General features: G+C 44.5%; 21 protein-coding genes. 9 read left to right on the top strand and 12 right to left on the bottom strand.

Going from position 1 to position 23,698, the window contains the following annotated elements; genetic code table 11:
- Positions 1–277: 277 nt before the first annotated feature.
- The 4 genes from panP to BS19_RS00735 form a co-directional block, all read right to left on the bottom strand.
- On the bottom strand, positions 278–1,936 hold the full coding sequence (panP, locus tag BS19_RS00750) for a pyridoxal-dependent aspartate 1-decarboxylase PanP (protein WP_038172667.1): 1,659 nt from the start codon (positions 1,934–1,936) through the stop codon (positions 278–280).
- 130 nt (positions 1,937–2,066) lie between these two features.
- A complete protein-coding gene (locus BS19_RS00745) occupies positions 2,067–2,579 on the bottom strand; it encodes a hypothetical protein (RefSeq protein WP_038172665.1) in 513 nt (170 codons plus the stop codon).
- Positions 2,580–2,694: 115 nt separating this feature from the next.
- The gene (locus BS19_RS00740) at positions 2,695–3,600 is read right to left on the bottom strand and encodes a LysO family transporter (protein WP_038172663.1); all 906 of its coding nucleotides are present in this window, start codon (positions 3,598–3,600) and stop codon (positions 2,695–2,697) included.
- A gap of 19 nt (positions 3,601–3,619) precedes the next feature.
- Positions 3,620–4,540: an HDOD domain-containing protein gene (locus BS19_RS00735; RefSeq protein ID WP_038172661.1), complete on the bottom strand. Its 921-nt coding sequence runs from the start codon at positions 4,538–4,540 to the stop codon at positions 3,620–3,622.
- A 355-nt stretch (positions 4,541–4,895) separates the two neighbouring features.
- Between BS19_RS00735 and BS19_RS00730 the strand changes: the two genes are divergently transcribed.
- Positions 4,896–5,483, top strand: a complete 588-nt coding sequence (locus tag BS19_RS00730; RefSeq protein ID WP_038172659.1) for a TfoX/Sxy family DNA transformation protein — start codon at positions 4,896–4,898, stop codon at positions 5,481–5,483.
- A 101-nt stretch (positions 5,484–5,584) separates the two neighbouring features.
- Here the strand turns inward: BS19_RS00730 and BS19_RS00725 are convergent, their stop codons facing one another.
- From BS19_RS00725 to BS19_RS00715, 3 genes are all read right to left on the bottom strand, one after another.
- Positions 5,585–6,151, bottom strand: a complete 567-nt coding sequence (locus tag BS19_RS00725; protein WP_038172657.1) for a hypothetical protein — start codon at positions 6,149–6,151, stop codon at positions 5,585–5,587.
- Between the two features lie 165 nt (positions 6,152–6,316).
- Positions 6,317–6,814, bottom strand: a complete 498-nt coding sequence (locus BS19_RS00720) for a response regulator (protein ID WP_038172655.1) — start codon at positions 6,812–6,814, stop codon at positions 6,317–6,319.
- The gene (locus BS19_RS00715) at positions 6,811–8,763 is read right to left on the bottom strand and encodes an ATP-binding protein (protein ID WP_038172653.1); all 1,953 of its coding nucleotides are present in this window, start codon (positions 8,761–8,763) and stop codon (positions 6,811–6,813) included. Before BS19_RS00715 ends, BS19_RS00720 begins: the two co-directional genes overlap by 4 nt.
- A gap of 174 nt (positions 8,764–8,937) precedes the next feature.
- On the opposite strand from BS19_RS00715, the gene BS19_RS00710 reads away from it, so the two are divergent.
- Together BS19_RS00710 and serC are read left to right on the top strand one after the other, a co-directional pair.
- Positions 8,938–10,203, top strand: coding sequence for a DUF945 family protein (locus BS19_RS00710; protein ID WP_038172651.1), 1,266 nt, complete (start codon positions 8,938–8,940; stop codon positions 10,201–10,203).
- 124 nt (positions 10,204–10,327) lie between these two features.
- Positions 10,328–11,410, top strand: coding sequence for a 3-phosphoserine/phosphohydroxythreonine transaminase (gene serC, locus BS19_RS00705; RefSeq protein ID WP_038172649.1), 1,083 nt, complete (start codon positions 10,328–10,330; stop codon positions 11,408–11,410).
- Positions 11,411–11,456: 46 nt separating this feature from the next.
- Here serC and BS19_RS00700 read toward each other — a convergent pair whose 3' ends face one another.
- Positions 11,457–13,730: a YgiQ family radical SAM protein gene (locus BS19_RS00700; RefSeq protein WP_038172647.1), complete on the bottom strand. Its 2,274-nt coding sequence runs from the start codon at positions 13,728–13,730 to the stop codon at positions 11,457–11,459.
- Positions 13,731–13,935: 205 nt separating this feature from the next.
- On the opposite strand from BS19_RS00700, the gene BS19_RS00695 reads away from it, so the two are divergent.
- The 3 genes from BS19_RS00695 to BS19_RS00685 all read left to right on the top strand — a co-directional run bounded on the left by BS19_RS00695 (position 13,936) and on the right by BS19_RS00685 (position 17,491).
- Positions 13,936–16,398: an EAL domain-containing protein gene (locus BS19_RS00695; protein ID WP_038172645.1), complete on the top strand. Its 2,463-nt coding sequence runs from the start codon at positions 13,936–13,938 to the stop codon at positions 16,396–16,398.
- Between the two features lie 126 nt (positions 16,399–16,524).
- A complete protein-coding gene (locus BS19_RS00690; protein WP_038172644.1) occupies positions 16,525–17,205 on the top strand; it encodes a hypothetical protein in 681 nt (226 codons plus the stop codon).
- Between the two features lie 85 nt (positions 17,206–17,290).
- Entirely contained in the window at positions 17,291–17,491 is a 201-nt protein-coding gene (locus tag BS19_RS00685) for a DUF4250 domain-containing protein (RefSeq protein ID WP_038172642.1), read from the top strand.
- Between the two features lie 32 nt (positions 17,492–17,523).
- On the opposite strand, the gene BS19_RS00680 is transcribed toward BS19_RS00685, so the two are convergent.
- On the bottom strand, positions 17,524–18,444 hold the full coding sequence (locus BS19_RS00680) for a LysR substrate-binding domain-containing protein (RefSeq protein WP_038172640.1): 921 nt from the start codon (positions 18,442–18,444) through the stop codon (positions 17,524–17,526).
- 260 nt (positions 18,445–18,704) lie between these two features.
- Here BS19_RS00680 and metE point away from each other — a divergent pair, with 260 nt between their 5' ends.
- Entirely contained in the window at positions 18,705–20,990 is a 2,286-nt protein-coding gene (gene metE, locus BS19_RS00675) for a 5-methyltetrahydropteroyltriglutamate--homocysteine S-methyltransferase (protein ID WP_038172638.1), read from the top strand.
- Between the two features lie 123 nt (positions 20,991–21,113).
- Here metE and ohr read toward each other — a convergent pair whose 3' ends face one another.
- Positions 21,114–21,536, bottom strand: coding sequence for an organic hydroperoxide reductase Ohr (gene ohr, locus BS19_RS00670; RefSeq protein ID WP_038172636.1), 423 nt, complete (start codon positions 21,534–21,536; stop codon positions 21,114–21,116).
- 113 nt (positions 21,537–21,649) lie between these two features.
- Here ohr and ohrR point away from each other — a divergent pair, with 113 nt between their 5' ends.
- On the top strand, positions 21,650–22,108 hold the full coding sequence (gene ohrR, locus BS19_RS00665) for a transcriptional regulator OhrR (RefSeq protein ID WP_038172635.1): 459 nt from the start codon (positions 21,650–21,652) through the stop codon (positions 22,106–22,108).
- Positions 22,109–22,110: 2 nt separating this feature from the next.
- On the opposite strand, the gene BS19_RS00660 is transcribed toward ohrR, so the two are convergent.
- Together BS19_RS00660 and BS19_RS00655 are read right to left on the bottom strand one after the other, a co-directional pair.
- Positions 22,111–22,533 (bottom strand): BLUF domain-containing protein, encoded by a 423-nt coding sequence (locus BS19_RS00660; RefSeq protein WP_038172633.1) that lies wholly within the window; start codon positions 22,531–22,533, stop codon positions 22,111–22,113.
- 153 nt (positions 22,534–22,686) lie between these two features.
- Positions 22,687–23,376 carry a DNA-3-methyladenine glycosylase I gene (locus BS19_RS00655; protein ID WP_038172631.1) on the bottom strand — a complete coding sequence of 230 codons (690 nt, stop codon included), beginning with the start codon at positions 23,374–23,376 and terminating at the stop codon, positions 22,687–22,689.
- Positions 23,377–23,491: 115 nt separating this feature from the next.
- Here BS19_RS00655 and BS19_RS20340 point away from each other — a divergent pair, with 115 nt between their 5' ends.
- Positions 23,492–23,662, top strand: a complete 171-nt coding sequence (locus BS19_RS20340) for a hypothetical protein (RefSeq protein WP_169738995.1) — start codon at positions 23,492–23,494, stop codon at positions 23,660–23,662.
- Positions 23,663–23,698: the final 36 nt, after the last annotated feature.

The following is a 23,698-nucleotide window of genomic DNA, read 5'->3' as shown; positions in this document are numbered from 1 at the left end:
TGTTCACGAGGGTATAGAGAACAACTCACTGGATATACCCAAAATGAAAAAGGGTAACAAACTGTTTCCCAAAGGGTAAGTGCAATCCAGCGCCATAGGGCCAGTATAAACCTAAGCAAAAGATTTACGACAACTTTTCTGTCAAGCAATTAGTCATTCTATGACAAGCCTCAAACAAAATTTTGTTTAAACTACAGAATTGATTTCTAAAGTTGGATAAATTTTTGTTTTGAGGCTTAAGTTGATAGACAAATTACAATATTTCAGAAATAAAATTTCAGACTGAATTGTCAGCGCTGAATATCTGTTCCACTGTGTGATTGATTTGCGCCATCAGCTTTGGTGCTTGCTGAGCAATTTCACGTTGCTGTTGCAAAATGTGGTTTAGAATGTCGCAGCCCGTCAATGGATTGGCTAGCACCACGCGGAATACAATAGTGTTCAAATGATCCCACTTTGCAGGGTTGAGGCGCGTTCTCGATACAAACGATTTTCCCGTTTCTCGTTGGCGTTTTTGAATGAATTTGGTCAGTTCATTGATTAGTTCATTGAGTGTTACTCGATGTTCACCTTGAGCTTTTTCCAGTGCATTTTGCGCTCGTTGAGGAACGTAGCGGTAAGTGAGCAGGCATAACTCTGGCTGCGAGACTAACTCGAAGTCTTCTTGCTGACCGATTAAGTTGGCAAAATAGTTGGCTTTGTCGATGCTCTGATCGATAAGAAGCTCATAACCAGGTCGGCTAATGATATGCATTGCAGCATAGACTAACATCGCCATGCCAGAGCGTGAGCCCTCTAGGGTATGACTACCAAGATCTTTAGACCCTTTACGCAAGATATATTGCGCATGGTGTTCAATGGATTTCATCGCGTCAGGCTGTTTGAATAATACCATTCCAGCGCCCATTGGGATGTAGAGCTGTTTATGGGCATCAATCGTGACGGAATCAGCCAACTCGACGCCGGCTAGTAAATGGCGGTAATTGTTCGACATCAGTGTCGCACCGCCCCAAGCCGCATCCACATGAAAATGGCAATTTTCTTGCTGACAAACTTTTGCAATGGCTTGCAGAGGGTCGATGTTACCGGTTTCAGTGGTTCCTGCCACACCGATGACTGCAAAAGGTTTGATGTTGTTGGCTTTTAACTCGGTGATGCGCTGAGCAAGTGCCTGTGGGCAGATGCGGTTTTGGTTATCGGTTTTGACGGCAACTAAACCTTCTTGACCTATACCAAGAACGTCTGCGGCTTTTTTAAGCGAGTAGTGACCACGTTCGGAGACTAATACAGCAAGACCTTCATAACCATAATGCTTCATGGCTTTGAATAGACCTTCTTTTTCTACCCCTTGGAAGTCACCCTGTGCTTTTAATGCATTGTTACGCGCAACCCATAGAGCGGTAATATTAGCAATGGTTCCGCCTGAGCAAAATGCGCCTAACGAGTGATTGGCGCTGTGCATCCACTGGGCGTAAAAGCTATCATCTCGACCGTAAATAAGACGATGGAGCATACCGAGCACTTGACGCTCTAGTGGCGTAAAGGCTTTTGATGTTTCAATTTTCACCAAGTTTTGATTGAGCGCGATCATGATTTTCGACAACGGCATTAAGAAATACGGTAGCGCTGACGTCATGTGGCCGATAAAGCTTGGGGCAGAAGTATGAACGGATTGCGAGACAAGTGTATCGAGCAAGTGTTGGGTATGATCCGAGACAAATTCTGGTTTTTCAGGGATAGTGGCGTTGGAAAAATCTTTTTCGATATCTCGAAGCGGTTTCTCTTCGGCAACAATATGATCACGCAAAAACTCGTTTAAGTTGCGTGATAGCTTTTCTTCAATCTGGGTTAACGTTGAGTCCGGCCCTTCAGGTACTGTGAATATGCGCAATAAGCTCTCAAAATTCACATCAGCCGTTTTATGTTCCGTTATCATACAGCGACTTTGCTCTAATCATCTTTCTTGCAAGCGGGACAATCTAAACGAAAACGGGAACAATGTCCCGTCTTAATTAACGAATCTTAATATTTTCAAGTGACAAATACTACTGGTAAAAAAAGTGTTTCTATTGACAGTTGATCATTTCAAGTTGTTGAATTGACTTGTTATATCGTTTCAATGCCGCATCTATTTTTGTTGGGTGACTGAGTAAATCTGCAAACGCAGAGCGCAGTTCGTAGTTCTTCTCATGCGGTTGAGATTGGCGGTCGCTAAAGGTCGTCTGAGCCAACTTGCCTAACTCATCGCTGCGTGATGAAAGCACTTTAATGTCTTTTTGTTCTAGTTGTAGCCAAGCCTCGACAGGCTGGTTGGTCGCCACTTTAGTTGGATCTTGTTTAAGGTAGTAATGCACAGCAGCTCGATTGAGCTCAAAGTGATGTTGACGACCTTGCAGGAACCATTCACTGACTTCACTCAGCTCTGGATACTGTTGTGCTGTCAGCTGAGACAAGTCTTCATACCAGTGAAGCGAAGCATCGATATAGGCATCGTACTTTTGCGACAAACATTCGTTGTCAGTGGCAGAGGCGGTAAAAGCAGCGGCGCCAAGCAGCAGGGCAACAAGAGTACGTTTCATAGTGATTCCTTTTGAAGATAATTATTATAAGTGTGCTTTTATTGTTTTAGTGTTGATTAAAGTTAGTGGACTTAACCCGGCATAATATAGAGATTTTCGCCAATGATTCTGCGATCTAGCCTGCAAGAGAGACAAAGAATAACATCAAAACGGGTACCAAAAGACTTAATATAAATCCGCTAACAATGGCAATGGGTACACAGCGTACACCACCTGTGGTTTGAATCACTGGTAGTGTAAAGTCCATTGCTGTTGCACCAGCATAACCGATTGAGGTGCAAGGTTTGTTGCGGATAAAGAGCGGGATTAAAACTAGGGCGATCAGCTCGCGTAGCAACTCAATCATAAAAGAAGCACCGCCATAGACCGGACCAAACGCGTCGCCCATTAAAATTCCCGCGAGTGAGTACCAACCGAATCCAGATGCCATTGCTAGGCCCTGAAAAACATCAATTTGAAGTATTGTTGCAGAGATGACTCCGCCAATCATGGAGCTAGCAATAATGACTAGGGCAATGACCATTCCATGCTTATTGAGTAGTATCTGCCGCAGAGTTAGACCACTGTTGCGTAATTGAATACCAATAAAAAACAGCAGTAAAAACAATATCCATTCACTGGCGGTGTCTACCCAACTCAGGTCGAAAGGCAGCATAAGGCCGATCGTTAAGCCGCCGCCGACAACGATAATCAGCTTGGCAGATTCAAGTGCCATCGATGACAAAGGAAGCTTGGTATTACTTGCATCGGTTTGGATCGGTAGCCACTTATCAATCAGCGGCAATACCGCTAAATTTGCTAGGCTTAAGCAGCTAAAAAAGACAGCGGTTGTCTTTAAGATTAACTGCAGGTTTTGGCCGAGATTATCCAAAGCGGCTAGGCTGAGTCCCATCAAAGCCAGAATGACATAGATTAGGTTCGCCGTTGCAGCATTGATTTTTTCAAGTACAGATGGTTTGGCAATAGAAATAAAGTACCCCACCACCAGTGGGGCAAAAATAAATATCATCCCTGAAAACATGGTAAATCCTATTTAGTGGTTAGAGGCCACTTGCGCGAATGAGTTCGTCTATCTGTGTGTTGAACTCAATATCACTTAAATTACTGAGTTTGTACAGTATATCGGCACCAGTAACGTCAAATTCAACGGTATGGTCGTCAATGTTTTCATCTTGACGACGGAACATAAGGATATGATTGGCGATACGAGCGACATCTAAGTAGCTGACGGCTACGTCAGATGAACTGATAGTTTGGTTAGAAGCCACTTCGAGGAAGTCTTGGTCAAAACCCCACGTGTCTAGCACCAACTTACTTGCATTAGAGCACTGTCGATCAAATATCTGGAAAGCGATATCTTCTGCTAGGTAGTTACCTTGTTCCAAGTAGTTGTGGTACTCGTTAACAATACAAAACAGGCCAATGTCAGCCAATAAACCAGTAAGGAGAGCTTTGTCGGTTTCAAGGTTGTTGTAGGTGGCTAATCCAGTCTCTTTAAAACCCTGAGTGACGAATACCATCGTTGCGGCCAACTCACGTGAATTGGCGGCACTTTGACTAAGGATTTTGTTGCACGAGTGAGTTAAGTTCACCGAATGCTTAAGTTGTTCAATAGCTTGGGCTGTTACGATGTCACGGACACGCAGAATACCCAAACGTGAAACCGCGGTCATTAAGTCAGTGCAGGTGATATTACGGCGATTGAATATCACTGAATTGGCAACGCGAACTACAATAGCGGCCAAGCCAGGGTCTTCAAATAGGCAATCAGCAACATCTGAGATAGTGGTGGTATCTTGGGTACAAAGTTGTTGAATCTTTAACACAACATCAGGGATCGGGGGTAGCGAGATCTTGTGTCTCTTGATTGAATTTTCAATCAAGCTAGAGAACTCGGATTCGATTCCTTTGATTAACAGGTCACCATTTTCTGGTAGCCAATAAAAAGAGAGGTGATTCATAGGATCTATACAATTATCATACTGTATACAGTTTAACGTTTTCACTGATATATTAGCAATCACTAGATAGTATTAAATGATAATTTGTGTAGCGATTTATTTGCGCCATAAATCAAATTACGTCGGTTATGAAAAGTAATAGAGTGTGACATTAATCTCGATGTTCAGCGAATTCAATGCAATTGATGTGATATATGCACAGACTTAATTTGTTTCGTTAACTATCATTTGTACTACGCAATATCGCTTAAGCCTCGCAAAACAAAATAATACTGCTTGAGCGCAAATAATTAATTCGCTTATTACTGCTGTTATCTGGTGATCTTAACTAATCGGGGTATTTGATTAAGGATCAATGGATATGACAGAGCAAAAGTTTATTCAATACGTTAAAAAGTTTGGCGACTTTCAAAAACGCTCGATGTTTGGTGGTACTGGACTGTTTAAAGAAGAGGCTATGTTCGCCTTAATAAGTAACGACCATGTTTTTATTCGTGGTGGTGAGAAGCTCGATAGCGAGTTATCGCAACTAGGCTGCGAAAAGTATCGTCACGTTAAAAAACAGACAACGGCAACGGTAAACTACTATGATGTCACCACGCTCTTTGTGACCAACGACAGCAAGATAGCCCGTCTTGTCGAAGAATCTATTACCTATTCGGTTTCTGAGCGTGAATATAAACGTTCATATGCTAATCGCCGGCTACGTGATTTACCCAATATGCAGTTAACATTGGAGCGTATGGTCAAAAAAGCCGGAATAGAAGATGTCGATACTTTTGTTGAGCTTGGCCCTTCAGCGGTGTTCTCTAGAGTGAAGCAGGCTTATGGCAGCGATGTTGATGTGAAGTTATTGTGGAAGTTTGCAGGTGCGATAGAAGGCATTCATTGGAAACTAATCCAGGAGCCGCGTAAACGCCAATTACTGGCTAATTGTCACTAAAACTAATTTTATCCACTCCTTTATTTGGAGGGATTGCTCAAGCAAACGGATTTGCATAAAAAAACCGAGGTGATGACCTCGGTTTTTTAGCTCGACGTTAATTAGAACTTAAAGCGAGTGGTGAACATTAATTGGTCACCGTAGAAATCATTAATACGTGCTTCGCCACCGATTGAGAAAAGTTCTGTCGAGTGGAAACGAACGTAAGCTGAACCAATCCACTTGTCATCATCATCAATCGATACGTAACCGCCTTTTCCACCGACTTCAAGTTGTGGACCTAACCACTGACGGATGCCTAGATTTAGCTCCATACCAGTATTGGTGCCTTGGCCGTAACCACTGCGACGCTCATTACCAGTATCAACTAAACGTAGTAACATTTCGCCAGTGAAATCGGCCCAGTTGTTGATTGGAGCGTGAAAGCCAAAACCTGCAGACGCATCATAATCGCCTTCAAATTCAGAATCGACACGACCAAGAATGTGAGCATTAGGGTGGATCGACTTACTTATAGCAGCACCAAAGGTAACAGGGCTTGCGCCGATACGAGCTTCTAAGTAGTCATAACTGAAGTTGCTCATTACTGCTGGGCTGTTTGGATCGGTTTGAGCGAATGATTGGCCCGATGCAAGCACTAGGGCTGCAGCTAAGATTGTTTTACGCATATGGACGATAAACCTATATCTTGTTAATTTCCTTGGTCTTTAGCGACGTGTGCGCCATGACATCATTACGACATGATAATGCATCATAGCAACAGTCACTATAGAAATGTCATTGTTTTGTCGTGATTTACATAACTAAGCAAGCTCTATGCCAGAAATGACTAATTATTCACCGAAATCGACACGTTTTTTTGCCATTGCTGCAAAGATTTTTTCAGTGTCAAGCACAGATGCCCAAGGCATTAACTCAGGTTCGTTTGCGATCATATAAGTTGTGAGCTGGCTTTTGACTATTTCTCTTAGTTCATCACCGCGCCATGGTTTGGCAATGAAAAAATCAAGACTGGAGTGATTGACAGCCTCAACCGTGTCTTCCAAACCTGCTTGTCCAGTTAACAATAGCTTACGTGCCTGAGTGGTTGGCGAATTTTCATTGAGTTCAATCAGAAATTGGATGCCAGTTTGATCAGGCATAATGTGATCACAAAGTATAAGCGCCAATTTTACGTCTTCTTGCTGGCACTCTTCAATCAGGGATTTGGCTTCTGCAACCGACTCGGCAGCCTCCAAAACAAAATTCTCTTCAAAGCAATCGAGATCTTGAATGACGCTATCCAAAACTTCACGTTCGTCATCAACACATAAGATTAGGTACTTGTTCATTCAGGGCTCCTTGATTCGGGTAGTGCTTGGTCGTAAGGTAACCAAACAGAAAATTTAGTGAATTGATCAATTTCGGACTCGACTTCGATTTTTCCGCCGTGTTGATGGACAATTTGTTGGCAAACCGATAGCCCGATGCCAAGACCAAAATTACCCTCTTTTTTAGTGGTAAAATTTAAACTGAACATTTGCTCTTGGATATGTTTAGGGATGCCACTGCCGTTATCAGTAAAGCTGATCACTGCCCACTGGCGATAATCTTTTTCTCGCATACTGGTTTCTATTAACAAGTGACCTTTACTCGGAAAGGCATCAATAGCGTTGGAGACGAGATTAGTCCACACTTGTTGCAAGGCTATAGGCAGGCACTGAATGGAAGCTAAATCGCCGTAGCGCTTTTCAACCTCATGAAATTTTAACCTGTTTTCAAAAATAACTAAGGTGTCTTCGATGCCTTCATGAATATCAATCAGGTGGCGCTTCTCATCATCAGGACGAGCGTAACCTTTTAGGCTGCGGACCATATCGGCGATACGACCCGCACACACGTTTATTGAGCGAAGAGTGCTGCCCGCCATGTAATAGTCTTCAAGTTGAACAAGTTGCGCCATGGTTGCGTCAGGGTGGTTTTGCGCTTTGATTTGCCATTGAGCGTCGCTTTCCAAGCCGAGTTTGACCAATTTCTTTGCTAGGCGTCGATCACCGACATTTTGCTGTACCTGGCGAGTCAGTTCTCTTTCTGTTGCGGTTGAGCGTGGGCGCTGTGCTAAGCCAGCTTTGAGCACTTCAATGCCATCGATACCCACGTCTTCGCTCCAACGACCATCGACTAAATGTTGTATTTTGGCGGTTAACGTTTCAGTGCTACGCAGAATAGCTGCAATAGGGTTGTTGAGTTCGTGCGCGACTCCGGCAACCAGTTGTCCGAGCATCGCCATCTTTTCTCGTTCAATGAGTTGTTGATGAGCGGACTCAAGCGATTCCAACGTTTTTTGCAGCTCGAGCTTAGTATTAATACTGCGTTGCAAACGACGATTAAAGTGGCGTAGCAGCAAGTTGGTAAATAGCGGCAATAAGGTCATATTGGAATGCATGACTTTAGTGAACACGTCTCGGTCGAGTTTGATTACTTCCGTTTGTGACAGGGTCACTGCGGTCGAGAAAGAGGGCTCCCCAGTGACAAATGACATTCCGCCAACGATATTGCCTTGGCTATGCCGTACTACTTCCCGCTGCATACCGATGTCGTCTTTTTTATACAGAGCAACGTCACCTTTGGTAATGAACCATAGGAATCGATTTTCTTCACCCTCTACTGTTAACAGATGATCGGCGGAGTAGGTGCGGCAAGCTTTGGTTTCGTCTTGTTCGGCAAAAAAATCGAGCAAAGCCGTGGAGACTTTTTGCGCCAACTGTTGATCACTCATGCTGTGATGATCGGTAATGAAACCTTCACGATAGCTGCGCATTTTCTGATCGATATGAGCGCGTAGCAGACGATGTTGATCAAGCACTTGGCTGTAGGACAGTAAGTTCTCTTTGTCGTGCGTGAGAATAAAGTTGGTCAGCTCTTTTTGCACCGTCCTATGTACCACGTTGTCCTGTAGTGGTTTCGTCAGACAGTAATCGAGGCGTCCATCGTTGACGGCAGAGAGAATAGCTTGAATGTCTTTGCCACAGCTAATTAAGATTTTTTTGGCACTTTGTGTGTGGTGATTCTTGTCGAGTTGAATCAAAAAATCAGCGCCATTGAAATTATCGTGGTGGCTGGCAATCACCAAGGCGACGGTTTGTTGTTGTTCGAGGCAAAACTCAAGTGCCGCATGGGCATCGTCAATGGTATCGGCTGTATGTAGGTCAAACTTACTGGCAAACGGACTTAACTCGCGCCTAAGTTGTTCAACGCTAATCGGGTTGTTGTCCAAACACAGTACAGAGAATTGATTCACGACTAGGCTACAATATTAACAAATGACACCTTTCACTCTAGCAAGCTTAGCAATTGAGTATTGAGAGCTAGGTATGAAGAATCTCATTTGTTTTGGCTTTAAGGCCAATACTCTGATTTATCTCAATGTTTTTTGGTGTAGACTGAACCAAATCGTGACTAAGAATTGATGACCATGGAATTAAAAAAACTCGGTGCTATTGGTGGCGCCATCTCTCTCGCCTTGTGTTGGCCGTTGGCTGTTGGACAAATTGGACAGAGCGTTATTCAAGACGGCGTGACTCACCTGAATAGTGACTCTGTGCGCGCTGAGGTTATTGAATATGACCGCGGGTATCTGTCCTCACAGATCACCACTCGTTATACCGTGATTGACCCGATACTAGCTGAACAGTTAGTGGTTGATGGTTTACCAACCGAGCTGGTGGTCAATAGTCAGGTGTCGCATGGTCTGTTCAGCCTTAGTGCCGAATCGGTGCTTGAGAATGTCGATGACCTGCCATTAACGCTAGAGACCGTCACTCAATTAAATGGTAACACCGAGTACACCCTTAAGCTTGATCACTGGAACCAGGTCACTGAAGGGCAAGATGGTGCGATTGTCTCTGTTTCTCCTTCTACGCTGAGTGGTCATGTTACGGTGTTGGGCGACATGACCTATCAACTCGATGTTCCTTCAGTAGAGATTGATTTCAATTCCGGAGAGAAAATGGTGCTTTCTGGTCTACAAGGCGAAGGTGAAGGAAAAAAGGTCGACAGTTTTTGGATAGGCGAACAAACGCTTAAGCTAGCGAGAGCCGCGATTGTTAGCGGTGAACAATCGCCTTTATTTGCATTGAGTGACAGTCAATATCGTTTTGTTAGTTCGTTTGATGAAGCCGCTAAAACGGTCAGTAGTCAGCATATTGTTGAACTGAATAAATTGGTCACCAGTGAAGGTGACGTTGACAGTGTGTCACTCGACTTTGCCTTTGGCGATCTAGATAGTGAAGCGTTCGCACATTTAATTACCCTGTACCAAAACAATCCTGTCCCGAGTAACGACGATATTCAAACTGCGATACCTTATGTCGATAGTTTGTTTTCAAAGGGTTTTTACCTCGCCATCAATAAGATGGAGGTCAACCTCAACCAACAAAGTCGCTTCGAAACAACGTGGAGCATTAACGTACCAAAAGGAACGGATAATGTGACTCAAAATATGGCGATGATCTTGCCTGCTTTGACTGGGGATATCGATACTTATTTCTCCAACGGCTTAGTGACCCAATATCCATTCATTCAGCAGGGCATTGATGAAGCGATGGTGATGGAATTAATGCAGCAAAATGACACGGGCTACCGTATCAAAGCGCAGCTTAAAGAGGGTAGTTTACTATTTGAAAACGGTCAGGAAATTCCGTTGATGGCGCTACTTATGCCAGCACTGATGCAACCTTAACGGGTAAGTTTATTGGCTTTAAACGATAAAGAGGTCTAAAGACCTCTTTTGTTGCTTTTTATCCGATAAAAAACATGCTATTAATCGAAGTAGTCGTAATACAAGCTTGAGCAAGGAAAGTGAGATGGAAAAGGTGTATAACTTTAGTGCTGGTCCCGCAGGGCTGCCGAAGGCCGTGATGGAACAGGCGCAAAGCGAATTTGTAGATTGGAATAACTTAGGTACTTCTGTGATGGAAATCAGTCACCGTAGTAAAGAGTTTATTCAAGTAGCAGAAGAGGCAGAGCAAGATCTGCGTGACCTTCTCAATATTCCCAATAACTACAAAGTGCTTTTCTGTCAGGGTGGTGCGCGTGCTCAATTTGCTGCCGTTCCGCTAAACTTGCTCGGTACAGCCAAAAAAGCCACCTATATTGATGCGGGTTATTGGGCAGAAAGTGCCATTAAAGAAGCGTACAAATATTGCCAAGTTGACGTATTTGACGCTAAAACGCAGCGCGAGGGCAAAACTGCTGTGGTAGATGCGGATCAGTGGACGATTGACCCAGATTCTGCGTATGTTCATTTTTGTCCAAATGAAACCATTGATGGTATTGAAATCAGTCAATTGCCTGTAACAGATAAGCCGATTGTTGCTGATATGTCGTCGAACATTCTATCTCGTCAAATTGACGTATCGCAATATGGTGTTATTTATGCAGGGGCACAGAAAAATATTGGTCCTGCAGGCATTTGTATTGCTATCGTTCGCGACGACTTACTCGATTTAGCCAATGCGCTGCTGCCAAGCTTTATGAGTTACAAGGTGCTGGCAGAAAAAGAGTCAATGTTCAATACACCGCCAACATTTGCTTGGTATCTATCTGGCTTAGTGTTTAAGTGGCTTAAGCAACAAGGTGGTGTAGCTGTGATGGAGAAAATCAACCAAGAGAAAGCGTCGCTATTATACAGCCAAATCGACGAGTCTGATTTTTACATCAACACGGTTCATCCGGATAACCGTTCACGTATGAATGTCCCTTTTCAATTGGTCAAACCCGAGCTAGACGAGTTGTTTCTCGAACAAGCACAAGCTAAAGGTTTGGTTGCCCTTAAAGGTCATAGGGCCGTTGGTGGCATGCGAGCATCAATCTACAATGCGATGACGATTGAAGGTGTTCAGGCTCTGGTCGACTTTATGCGCGAGTTTGAAGCCAATAACGCTTAAGCTCCGCAAAAGGAAAAAAGCCTAGCGATTTGCTAGGCTTTTTTGATCAACGCTGCTTAGCTTTACGCCCTGCGGCAGGTTTGCCGGAACCTGTCGCTGTCGGTTTCCCGCTACGAGAGTGTTGGGGTTTGGCCCCAGGTTTACCGTTGACATTGCCGTTACTGCTACTATTGCTTTTAGCGCGTTGTTCGCCGTGCATTTTTTCAAAGCCAGGTTGTGATTTAGTGTGCTTAGTCGCGAAGCGGTGAGCACCGTGACGACCTGATTTACGGCGCTGTGCCGGTGTCTGAGCGTCAAAGTCTTCTTCTGGTACTAAGCAGTTCGGCTTGTCACCAATCAGGTGCTTTTTACCCATGCTGATCAGTGCTTCGCGGATAATCTTCCAGTTCTCTGGATCGTGGTAACGAAGGAGCGCTTTATGCAGACGGCGTTGGCGATCGCCTTTTGGCACTGGCACATCCTCACGCTTCTTATATTTCACGCGTTTCAGAGGGTTAGTCTCTGAATAGTACATCGACGTTGCGTTACACATTGGCGATGGGTAGAAGTTCTGTACTTGATCACACTCGTAGTTATGTTTTTTCAGCCACAACGCAAGGTTAAGCATGTCTTCATCTTCTGTGCCCGGGTGAGCAGAGATGAAGTAAGGGATTAGATACTGCTTCTTGCCCGCTTCAGCGCTGTACTTTTCGAACATCTCTTTAAAGCGATCGTATGTGCCCATACCAGGCTTCATCATCAGATCCAGAGGGCCTTTTTCAGTATGCTCTGGAGCAATCTTCAAGTAACCACCAACGTGGTGAGTCACAAGCTCACGTACGTATTCTGGAGATTCAATCGCTAAGTCGTAACGAACGCCAGAAGCGATCATTACCTTCTTAATACCCGAAACTTTTCTTGCTGAGCGATAAAGGTCAATGGTGTGTTGATGGTCTGTGTTGAGCTTTTCACAGATTTTTGGGAACACACATGATGGACGACGACAGTTAATTTCTGCTTTCGGGTCTGAACAACCCAAACGGTACATGTTCGCCGTCGGGCCACCTAAGTCAGAAATAGTCCCGGTAAAGCCAGGGACTTTATCGCGAATCTCTTCCATCTCGCTCAAAATCGACTCTTTAGAGCGGTTCTGAATAATACGCCCCTCATGTTCGGTAATCGAACAGAAAGAACAGCCACCAAAACAGCCACGCATGATGTTAACCGAAGTTTTGATCATGTCATATGCAGGGATTTTCGCTTTGCCATACATAGGGTGAGGAACACGCTTGTAAGCAAGGCCAAACACGTAATCCATCTCTTCTGTTGTCAATGGAATCGGTGCTTGGTTCACCCACAGTTCACGGTCACCGTGACGCTGGATCAAAGCTCGACCAGAATACGGGTTGGTCTCAAGATGCAAAATGCGGCTCGCATGAGCGTAAAGGATGCGGTCATTATTTAGCTTCTCAAACGCAGGGATACGAACTGCAGTTGTTTTTGCATCGTGACGAGAAGGGCGAATGGTAATAGGTTGCGCCTTTACCTCTTCCTTTTCATCTTTCTTAGTCTCACATTGCGTTTCAACTTCGTACGGGTTTACTGGCACATAAGCCTTGTTCGGCTTTTCGATACGAGAAGAGTCAATGATTTTGAAACCTTCAGGAGCCGCTGGCAGGTTGATTGCGGTACCGCGAATATTGGTTAGGTTAGCGATCTCTTCGCCATCAGCAAGGCGATGTGCGACTTCAACCAATGCACGCTCAGCGTTACCGAAAAGAAGGATATCTGCTTTTGCATCAAACAGTACCGAGCGACGAACTTTGTCTGACCAGTAGTCGTAGTGCGCAACACGACGCAAGCTCGCTTCAATCCCACCAAGCACGATAGGCGTACCTTTATAGGCTTCACGACAACGTTGAGAGTAAACCAGCGTTGCTCGGTCAGGACGCTTGCCGCCTTCATTGTTGGGGGTATAGGCATCATCATGGCGTAATTTGCGATCAGAGGTGTAGCGGTTGATCATGGAGTCCATGTTACCGGCAGTGACACCAAAAAATAGGTTAGGTTTGCCCAGTGCCATAAAGGCGTCTTTATTGTGCCACTGAGGTTGAGCAATGATACCGACACGGAAGCCTTGGGCTTCTAACAAACGACCGATGATGGCCATACCAAAGCTTGGATGATCCACATAAGCATCGCCCGTTACGATAATAATGTCACAGCTGTCCCATCCAAGGGCGTCCATCTCCTTTCGACTGGTCGGAAGGAAAGGTGCGGTGCCAAAGCACTCTGCCCAGTATTTCTTATGCTCGTGAATAGGAGTGATGTTGCTGTACATATTTTGCTCTCTGTGCCAAGGAGCGCGAATTATAGCGACTTGGCCAGCGACTATCTACCTCAATATCACTGTGGCTTATTGTGACGATCTGGCTTTATCGAGTGGAAGCCTCATTTAGCACCAAAGTGTTAAGTGAGTAACGATTAACACGCCTACCATTTTCTATAATATGAATAAATATGAAATGACATAAGTTGGTTAGTCCATGAGTGCATTAAAAACGGAAGATGGACAAGGTCAGCAAACCGGACCGAAGCGTAAGTTCGCTGTTTATGATTGGTGTCTAGATCTTAAAACGCAGACGTTACGTTGCGATAGCGAAGTTTCTATGATGCTGTTTGGTCGCCAAGATGAAGGACTGAGCGCTAAAAGCTTTTTTGAGTTACTACCTAATACACAGCGCAGTGTTATTAAACGCGTGTTCCAAACCGTGCTTGAGAGCGATAAACCGCAATATACTCACTGCTGTTTGATGGCAAAAACCGCGTTGTTTTTTTATGTTGACCTTTATATCGAACGTGTCAGTAGTCACGAGCTAAAAGGCACACTATCACCGTGTCTGAATATATCAAGCTCGCATGAAATGGCGGAAATTTTTTATTCAGTGTTTGAAAATGACCATCATGGCATTGTCGTGACTGATTCAGAAACGCGTATCCTTGCTTGTAATCATTACTTTGAAGTTCTCACTGGTTATTTAAGAAATGAGATCGTTGGCCTTAAAACGCGAGTTTTCAATTCAGATCGTCATAGCTCCGCTTATTACCAACAGCTTTGGAGCCAAGTTGAGCAACAAGGGTATTGGAGTGGTACGCTGTTATCACGCCGTGCTGATGGAAGTGTCTTCCCACAAGATTTGACTATTCACAAAATCAATCCGGGAAATGGTGAAACTTATTATTTGGGCTTTTCAGCTGATCTGTCGCTAGAGTTAAGCCGGCTTGAGGATAGTGCATCGGGAGGTATTGATCTGCTCACCCAACTGCCAGACAAAAATAGGTTTATCGAGCAACTTTCCCAGCTTTGCCAACAAGCCGAAATGGGCAAAAGCCTAGTGGTACTCGCGATTCAGCCTCATTTTACTTCAGGCAACTTACCCGAGAAAAAACGTCAGTTTGCCAGTTATTTACGCGATAATACTGAGGTCCTTACTTGTGGTTATTTAGGACATGACTGTTTTGCGTTGTGTCTTGATTTTGCCTATCAAGACAACCGTCAAGTGGTAACCAATATCGGCCGTGCGATTACTAAGCTGCTTCAGAGTTTTCAACATGCCCAAGTGTCAGTGGCTAGAGCGTTGAAGGAAGGGGTGACAGGTGTGTCTGTACTGAGTGCCGATGCGTCCACGCCAAATCAATTGGTATCACACGCATACCAAGCATTACTCGAACTACATTCTGGGCACGCTAGGCGAATTAATTTTTATGATCGTGATATTCACCGTCAGATTGAGCGTAAGAAGCAACTAGAAGAACATGTGCTGACGGCGCTGCGTAATGGTAATGTCGAGATCTATTTCCAACCCATTGTCGACTTAAAAAAGCAGCGCATTGATAAATTTGAAGCCTTGTGTCGTTTTCCAGAGAACGCCGACTTAGAGACGAATACTCAAGAACTCGTCGCGGTTGTCGAAGAACTGGATAAAGTGGTCGAACTTGATGATCTGGTGCTGCTTAATTCTTTAAAGTTACTTCCCCAATTGCAACAACGGTTTGGTGAGCATATAAAGCTCTCGGTCAATCGGTCACTCAAAACGACCACCAACCTCTCTAGTATCTTAGAGCGAGCGGCCATGCTGCTTGATACACAACATATCAATCCAAGCCAAATTACTTTTGAGTTTACAGAAAGTGCTTACTTCCAAAACGATGAAAAAAATCTAGAACTCTTGTCTGCGCTTCGTGGGGCTGGGGTTACCATCGCGGTGGATGATTTTGGTACAGGTTGTGCATCGTTTCGTTATTTAAAAGAACGTTACTTTGATATATTGAAAATTGATCGCGCGTTTATTCAGGATATTACTTATCAATCTAGGCAATACAGTATTGCAATGGCTTTGATCCAGTTAGCTCAGCACCTCGGGTTAGAGGTTATCGCAGAAGGCGTGGAAACGGAACTCGAATTGGAAATCCTCACGAAGTTGGGGGCTGATTATATCCAAGGTTACTATTTTTCTAAGCCACTACCCCTGGAGGAACTTGAAGATGTTATTGGCTGTTTCTCTATTGAACAGCAAGCATCGATGGAGAATGCCGACACACTAATTCAACTGGTTGAGCCTAGTCAGCGTATCGATCCTGGTGAGCCGTTATCCTTGATTTACCAATACTTATCGTCAGGGAAATTCGACTATTTGCCGGTTATTGAGAGTAAAGAGTGTGTGGGTTATATCGATAGAAATCACATGAATTTACATCTCACCCCAGGAATGGGCACCGACTGGGAGTCGAACAAAGAAAGCGGCTACTGGCATAAGCCCGCTAACCGAATCATGTCGCCTGTGATCACAGTGCTTCCCGATCAAACGGCCAAATCTCAAATCAGCCAGCTTGTGATGAAGAATGCCGCTTTTCCCTGGTGCTTAATCGATGAACACGGACATTTTAAAGGCTTTGTGGGAGAGAAAGCGGTGATGGCCTATTTAGCCAATAATACCCAAATGGCTTAAATCGGCTACACAGAACACATCGATTTGAGGGGAGGCACTATCAATGGTGAATATATTTCACAGATGGCTAACGCGTCTGAATCTGCTATGATCCGCGTCCTAATATCCCATTAATTCGATAGTGTTATGATTCAGCAATTACTCGCCGTCCTGTCCCCGATGTTATTGGGCGCACAGCTCATTCTAACTTTGATCTTGGTAAAGGGCGATCTCTGCCCTGGTCAAAGAGGGCGCATTCACAAGATGCTGCCTACCATCGCTCTTTTGTGGCTAGCCGTGTCATCATTACGTATTGAAGCGATGATGATCGTATTTGCAATCGCTTATTTTTATTCTCAAGTACAAACCAAAAAGACTCGCGTACAAGGCCCGATGTGGGTTATGTATTTAGCTAACGGCCTTGCATTGGCTTATGTCGCAATTGAGATCGGCAATCAACCATCGCTTGCGGCAAGTTTGAATACCTTGGTTGCTATTTTCTTACTTGGCGCTGTGCTTGCACATTTATTGCTGACGATTGCGCGAACCCGTTTGCAAGCCTTTCATCGAATTTTACCAGTCACAGGTATCGTGGCGGCGATGCTGATGAGCTTAACCATCTTGCTTCAAGCTTACACAATGGATCCACAAACCTTAACTCAAGTGACCGAACCTTTATTGGTTGGCCTAGCAATGTTAATTACCTCAATCGTAATATGGTGCTGGCACCTCTTGACAACAAAACCTGTGAATAAACTTCAGCTTGGTTGTGCGCTAGCGCTCCTGTTGTTGGCGGTTTCTTCCAATCAGGCGCTGTTTTTATTGTAAGCGTAGAAATTTAGAGTTTGCTCACTGCGAACATTGCCAACCATTACTAAGCTTAACTAAGTGAGTGCGTAAAAAGGAGGCAAGGATGGATCTGAGTAATGCGGGTAACTTTGATAGCAGTATTCTGTTAGGTATCGTCAATGAGAAGCTGCGTTTAGAGTGTGATAGTTTTGAAGAGTTGATCAGCACCTATGAAATGGATGTAGAGCAAGTTGTTGGCAAACTTGATCTGCTCGGTTACAGCTACGACCCATTAACCAATCAGTTTAAGTCGTATCAACGGTAAACCCAAATGAGGAGGCGCACAGCCTCCTTTTTCTATCCTAGTTTGACGGTTTTAATTCCATCTAAATGACCTTGCGACTGAATACGTGCCGTATTGAAGAATGCTTGTAGATAGCGCTTATCCTTATCTGAATGTCGAGTGGCCGCAAATAGTCTGCGCCATAAACCATTGCCAAGCGGAATACTGGTAATCAAACCTTGGCGTGAGAACTCACTGATTGCCCAATTCGGTAACGCCGCAACCCCAAGCCCAGCAGAAACCATTTGAATCAGCATCAAGGTATTATCCGCTTGTTTCCACTGTTTAGGGTCGACGGAGGCAGGTTGCAAAAAGTGTTTAACCACATCAAGACGGTTTTTCTGTACTGGATATGAGAGCATGGTTTGATCGCTCAGATCACTAGGTTGAATCGACTTTTTCTTAGCAAGAGGATGACTAACCGAGGTGACTAGACGCATCTCAAAATCAAACAGGGGTTCGTAATGCACTTCAGAACGCGGTTGAATATCTGAGGTGATGACTAAGTCGAGTTCACCACAAACGAGTGCGGGTAAAGGTTCAAACCCAAAGCCAGATGAGAAGTCGAGTGTCACGCTAGGCCAAGCCTGTTGGTACTCCTTTAAGGCGGGCATTAACCACTGAAAACAAGAGTGACATTCGATTGCCATATGCAGTCGGCCATTAACATCTTCTTTTAAGCTAGCAACTTCATTTTCTGCTTTGGCAATCCGAGGCAGAACGTCTTCGGCTAGCTTCAGGAATATCTCACCTTCTGCGGTGAACTTAACGGGGCGAGTTTTACGCAGAAATAGCTGACCGCCTATGCGAGCTTCAAGATCTTTAAGCTGGTGGCTGAGAGCCGACTGAGTAAGATGCAATGTGGTGGCGGTGGCGGTTAGCGAACCGGTATCGCGCAGTGTTGCTAAGGTTTTAAGGTGCTTGAGCTCAATCATGAATTCCCTTCATATAGACGATTTCTGCTTGAATAGTATTAACTTACTCCGATTTATTGGATGTGTAAACATCTAGACGTCTAAGTTGGCCATTCGAACCTGAAGCCCTGCAACATGAAATATACTAATAAACATGTTGAATATTTGGAACTTGTTCTATCCGGTGAACAACGAGATAGTTTAGCCATCCAGACATCTTTATTAAATGATTGATGTCGTACTCTGGCACATTGACGAATCTCAGCGAAAGGGCAAATAACATGACAACAACGACTCACATTCTTGGCTATCCACGTATTGGCGAAAAGCGTCAACTTAAATTTGCATTAGAGAAATATTGGCGTGGCGAAATTGATCAGGCCGAGCTTAAAACGGTCGGAGCAACGTTGCGTGACAACCACTGGCAAGAGCAGGCTCAAGCCGGTCTCGATTTTGTCACAGCAGGGGACTTTGCTTGGTACGATCACGTTTTGACCACAACATTACTGCTTGGCCATGTACCTAAACGTCATCGAGACGGTTTCCCAGATATCGATACGCTGTTTAAAGTAGGCAGGGGCCAGTCTCAAGCTCAGTGTGGATGCAGTGGCAGTGCCGCCTCAGACATGACTAAATGGTTTAATACTAACTATCACTACATTGTGCCTGAGTTTAGCCGCGATGATAGCTTTGAAGTCAGCTGGCCACAGTTGTTTGAAGAAGTGAATGAAGCGGTACAAGCGGGACATAATGTTAAGCCCGTACTCCTTGGGCCGCTCAGTTATCTCTACCTTGGTAAAGAAGTTGAACCAGGTTTTGACCGATTGAGTCTATTGCCACGTTTGTTGACGGCTTACCAAGCCATTCTGGCCAAACTCGCTAAACAAGGCGTCGAGTGGGTACAAATTGATGAGCCTATCTTAGCGCTTGAATTGGAGCAGCCTTGGCAAGAGGCATTTAAACTCGCCTATCAAATGATTCGTTGTGACGTCAAGGTACTGCTGACAACCTACTTTGACTCGGTAACTGATACCTTAGACAAGATAGTCGAGCTGGATGTAGACGGCCTACACATTGATGTGTCTGCCGCGCCTCGGCAATTGGATACTGTGGTCGAAAAATTGCCTGAGCACTGGGTTCTGTCCGCTGGTGTGATCAATGGGCGAAATGTTTGGCGTGCCGATTTAAATGCGCAACTGGCCTTATTAAAACCAGTCAAAGATAAGTTGGCTGACAGGTTATGGATAGCCAGTTCGTGCTCGCTACTGCATAGCCCTGTTGATTTGGAACTTGAAGCGAATTTGAGTGATGAAGTGCACAGCTGGTTTGCTTTTGCTAAGCAAAAATTGACGGAAGTGGCGTTACTGGGTAAAGCGTTAGATGGTGATCACGCGGCTATTTTGGCTTGCGATACATATAGTACGCCGATTCAAGCGCGCAAAAGCGCAACCCACGTTAACAAACCTCAGGTTCAAGCGCGGCTTAATCGTGTCACTCAGGCATTTACCGAGCGTAGCGCACCTTATCCAGAGCGTGCTGCCCATCAACGTGAAGTGTTAGATTTGCCATTATTCCCAACCACGACCATTGGCTCGTTTCCACAAACCAGTGAGATTCGTGTTCAACGCAGTGCTTATCGTAGCGGAAAGCTCTCTTCGGCGGAGTATCAGCAAGCGCTTAAAGGACATATTTCGGATGCGGTAAAACGCCAAGAAGCCTTAGGTCTTGACGTACTCGTTCATGGTGAAGCTGAACGTAACGATATGGTCGAGTATTTTGCAGAAAATCTCGCTGGCTTCCAGACAACTCAGTTTGGCTGGGTACAAAGTTATGGTTCACGTTGCGTCAAACCCGCTATCGTTGTCGCTGATATCGAACGTGAGCAGCCAATGACAGTCGAGTGGTCTACCTACGCGCAATCATTGACCTCAAAGCAGATGAAAGGAATGTTGACAGGGCCAGTCACGATTCTTTGTTGGACTTTCCCGCGTGAAGATATCAGCCGAAAAGAAATTGCCACCCAGCTAGCTCTGGCGCTACGCGATGAAGTGTCCGATCTTCAAGATGCCGGAATCAATATTATTCAGATTGATGAACCCGCTATCCGTGAGGGCTTACCACTTAAAAAAGCACAGCATAAAGCATATTTAGAGTGGGCTGTCGATGCGTTTAAGATTTCTGCGGCGAGCGCGAAGCCTGAAACTCAAATTCATACTCATATGTGTTATTCAGAGTTTAACGAGATCATTGATTCGGTTGCGGCGCTCGATGCGGATGTGATTACCATCGAAACGTCACGTTCAAATATGGAACTATTGAAAGCTTTTGAAGCGTTTAATTATCCGAACGAAATCGGTCCGGGTGTGTATGATATCCATTCGCCGAATATTCCGACTCAAAAGTGGATTGAAGGTTTAATCAATAAAGCGGCAGAAAAGATCCCGTCACAGCGATTGTGGGTCAATCCAGATTGCGGATTGAAAACGCGTAACTGGGCCGAGACAGAAGCATCGTTAACCAATATGGTGTTGGCGGCGAAAAAGCTCAGAAAAGCTTACTCTGCGTAAGTACTGTGTTGTTAACTATGCATATGTTGTTAGAACAATGTATGCAGATAAAACAATGCCGACCTAATGGTCGGCAGTGTTGTTAGTGATGCTTTGACATATCGTTTCAGTAATGTCAGCGAGTTAAATTGATTCACCGTTGACGGTGACTTGCACATCGATATTACCACGAACAGCGTTAGAGTAAGGACAGACTTGATGGGCAGTACGAACCAACTCAAGTGCTTGTTCTTGCGCAAGCTCTAAAGTCGCAGCTAGGCTCACTGTTAAGGCAAAACCACCTTGATCATTGGGACCAATACCCACTTCAGCAGTAACTGGTGCATGCTTAAGTGCCACTTTGGCTTCGTTGGCAACGTGTAAAATGGCATTTGAAAAACACGCAGAATAACCAGCAGCAAACAGCTGCTCTGGGTTAGTGGCAGCGCCACTTCCACCCATTTCTTTCGGGTAAGTGAGTGCCACATCTAGTAGGCCATCGTCTGTTTTTACTTGCCCATTACGGCCAGCGAGTGCAGTTGCTTGCGTTTTGTAGAGTGTTTTCATGTTATGTTCCTTAAATTTAGGTTGTGTACAATCTAATTGTTTGCAATATTAGATCGAATCTTAGTTGAAATGCAAGTATATTGTGCGCAATTTATTTTTATGAGTGAACGTCTATGTCTCATTGCAAGTCACAACGTATTTTAGCGGCCGAAGAGTTATTGCTGTTAGACAATCAAGTCTGTTTTCCGTTATACAGTGCATCTAACGCAGTGATTCGTAGTTATCGCCCGTTACTTGATAAGCTCGATCTAACGTATTCTCAATATCTCGTCATGATGGTGCTGTGGGAAAATGATGGCATCAGTGTTAAAGATGTGGGTCATCGTTTGCATCTAGATTCAGGTACGTTGACGCCATTATTAAAACGACTGGAGTTAAAAGGGTATGTGGGACGTGGGCGTAGCGAACATGACGAACGCGTACGTGTGCTTAAACTCACCCCATCAGGCTTGGCATTAAAACAACAAGCGATACAAGTTCCAGAGCAGATGAAATGTAAGTTTCATCTTGAGCTTGATGAACTGATCACCTTGAAAAGGTTATGTGAAAAAGTGCTAAGTAGCATTAAGTAACACTAACTGATCGTCGGCAAGGCATTTTTGAGATCAAGCAGTAATTGATAAGCACTCTCACCAGACATGTGGTATGGGTTGAATTCACTAGCGCCTGAATAGCGCAAGTAAAGTGGCGCTGTGAGGCTAGAAGAGGGAATGTAACCCATCGACCAGTGGCTAAAATCACGCGCGCTTACCTCACGGTAGTCGAGCATAATAATGCTTGAGTGGCGTTTATCATTCAAAATACGTTGATAGACAGCATTGACATTGGTTCGTGATCCTTCCAAACACTGTAGAAAATAGTGCCGATCGAAACACAGCATCCCAGTCACATCGAGTGCACTGTTATGTTTGCGTGCCGAGCTAATAATTTCTTCGACGGTCGATAAATCAAACCCTTGTTCAATGGTGCTGGCATACACGAGTCGTGTTAGAAACATTACAGGCTCCTTTAATGTGTCGGCAATATGTGTTCGCAAACATGATTCAATATAAAACCTAGCTCATATTTGCGATTTGACAATAAATAACGTAATCATTGCCTGCGACACACCATGACCATTGATGCCTCTACGCTTAGATCTCTCGGTTACTTAGATCACTCGGTTGTCACCTGTACTGTAAGCAATCACTTGGCTAATATGGGTGAAACTTCGTCCACTTTGTTGTTGCCATTGTAAAAAAGCTTGAGTTGCCGCTGTGAGCGAGCGCAGGGTATCTCTCCCTCCTTCAATAAGCCCTGTGTTACGCAGATAACTTTCTACATCACCAGATAAAATAAAGGTGTCAACACCCATTTGACGCAAACTGTATGGCCCCGTATTACCACCTAAACGTTGGCCGTGTTTTTTCAGATAGAGCCACAATCCAGTAATATCATCCTTTGGCCACTGCGCCACCATGTTAGCGAACGAGCCATGGTTGAGTGAACATTCATGCATCATTTGAGCATTAGCACGGATAGACTGAACTTTACTGTGGTGGCGAATAATTCGTTTATCGGCAGCTTTGTTATCCCACTGTTCATCTGAAAGCATCAACAAGGGTTCTATTTTAAAACCGAAGAAGATCTCTTCAAAATTTGGCCACTTATTTCTCACCACTTGCCATGATATTCCACTTTGAAACACCTTCATACTGAACGCTGATAGCCAGCGGTCATTAGGGATACGCTGCAGTTGTTCGTGGCTAAGTGGTGAAGATAATAAAGACTCTAACTGGGTGACGCCCCCTTTTCGATCCACTGCGCGTTGGTAAATGTCGTCAAACTTTTCTTGTGTCAATGTGATGTTCTCCCTCAAATAAAACCAGTTAACCTGTTGCAAACAGAAGTTAACTTATCAATGACATAGTAACGATTGATCACGCTAAAGTCTGCGAAAAAACACGGAGTTAAACATGAAGAGTATTGGATTGGCGTTAGTCATCACAGCCGCTTTATCGGGATGTCAGATTACCAACGTTGAAGGTGAGTATCGTGATCTTGAAGTAAAATATAATAGTGACAAAGAGACACAACAACGCGAAAAATTCTGTCCACCAGGGCAAGCAAAAAAAGGTCGCTGTTAGAAAAAGCCAAGCCGATATACTAGAAAACACAATGCC

It is taken from the genome of Vibrio pacinii DSM 19139, from assembly GCF_000711795.1.
Taxonomy (GTDB): Bacteria; Pseudomonadota; Gammaproteobacteria; order Enterobacterales; family Vibrionaceae; genus Vibrio; species Vibrio pacinii.
This window is presented reverse-complemented; position numbering and strand designations above follow the sequence as displayed.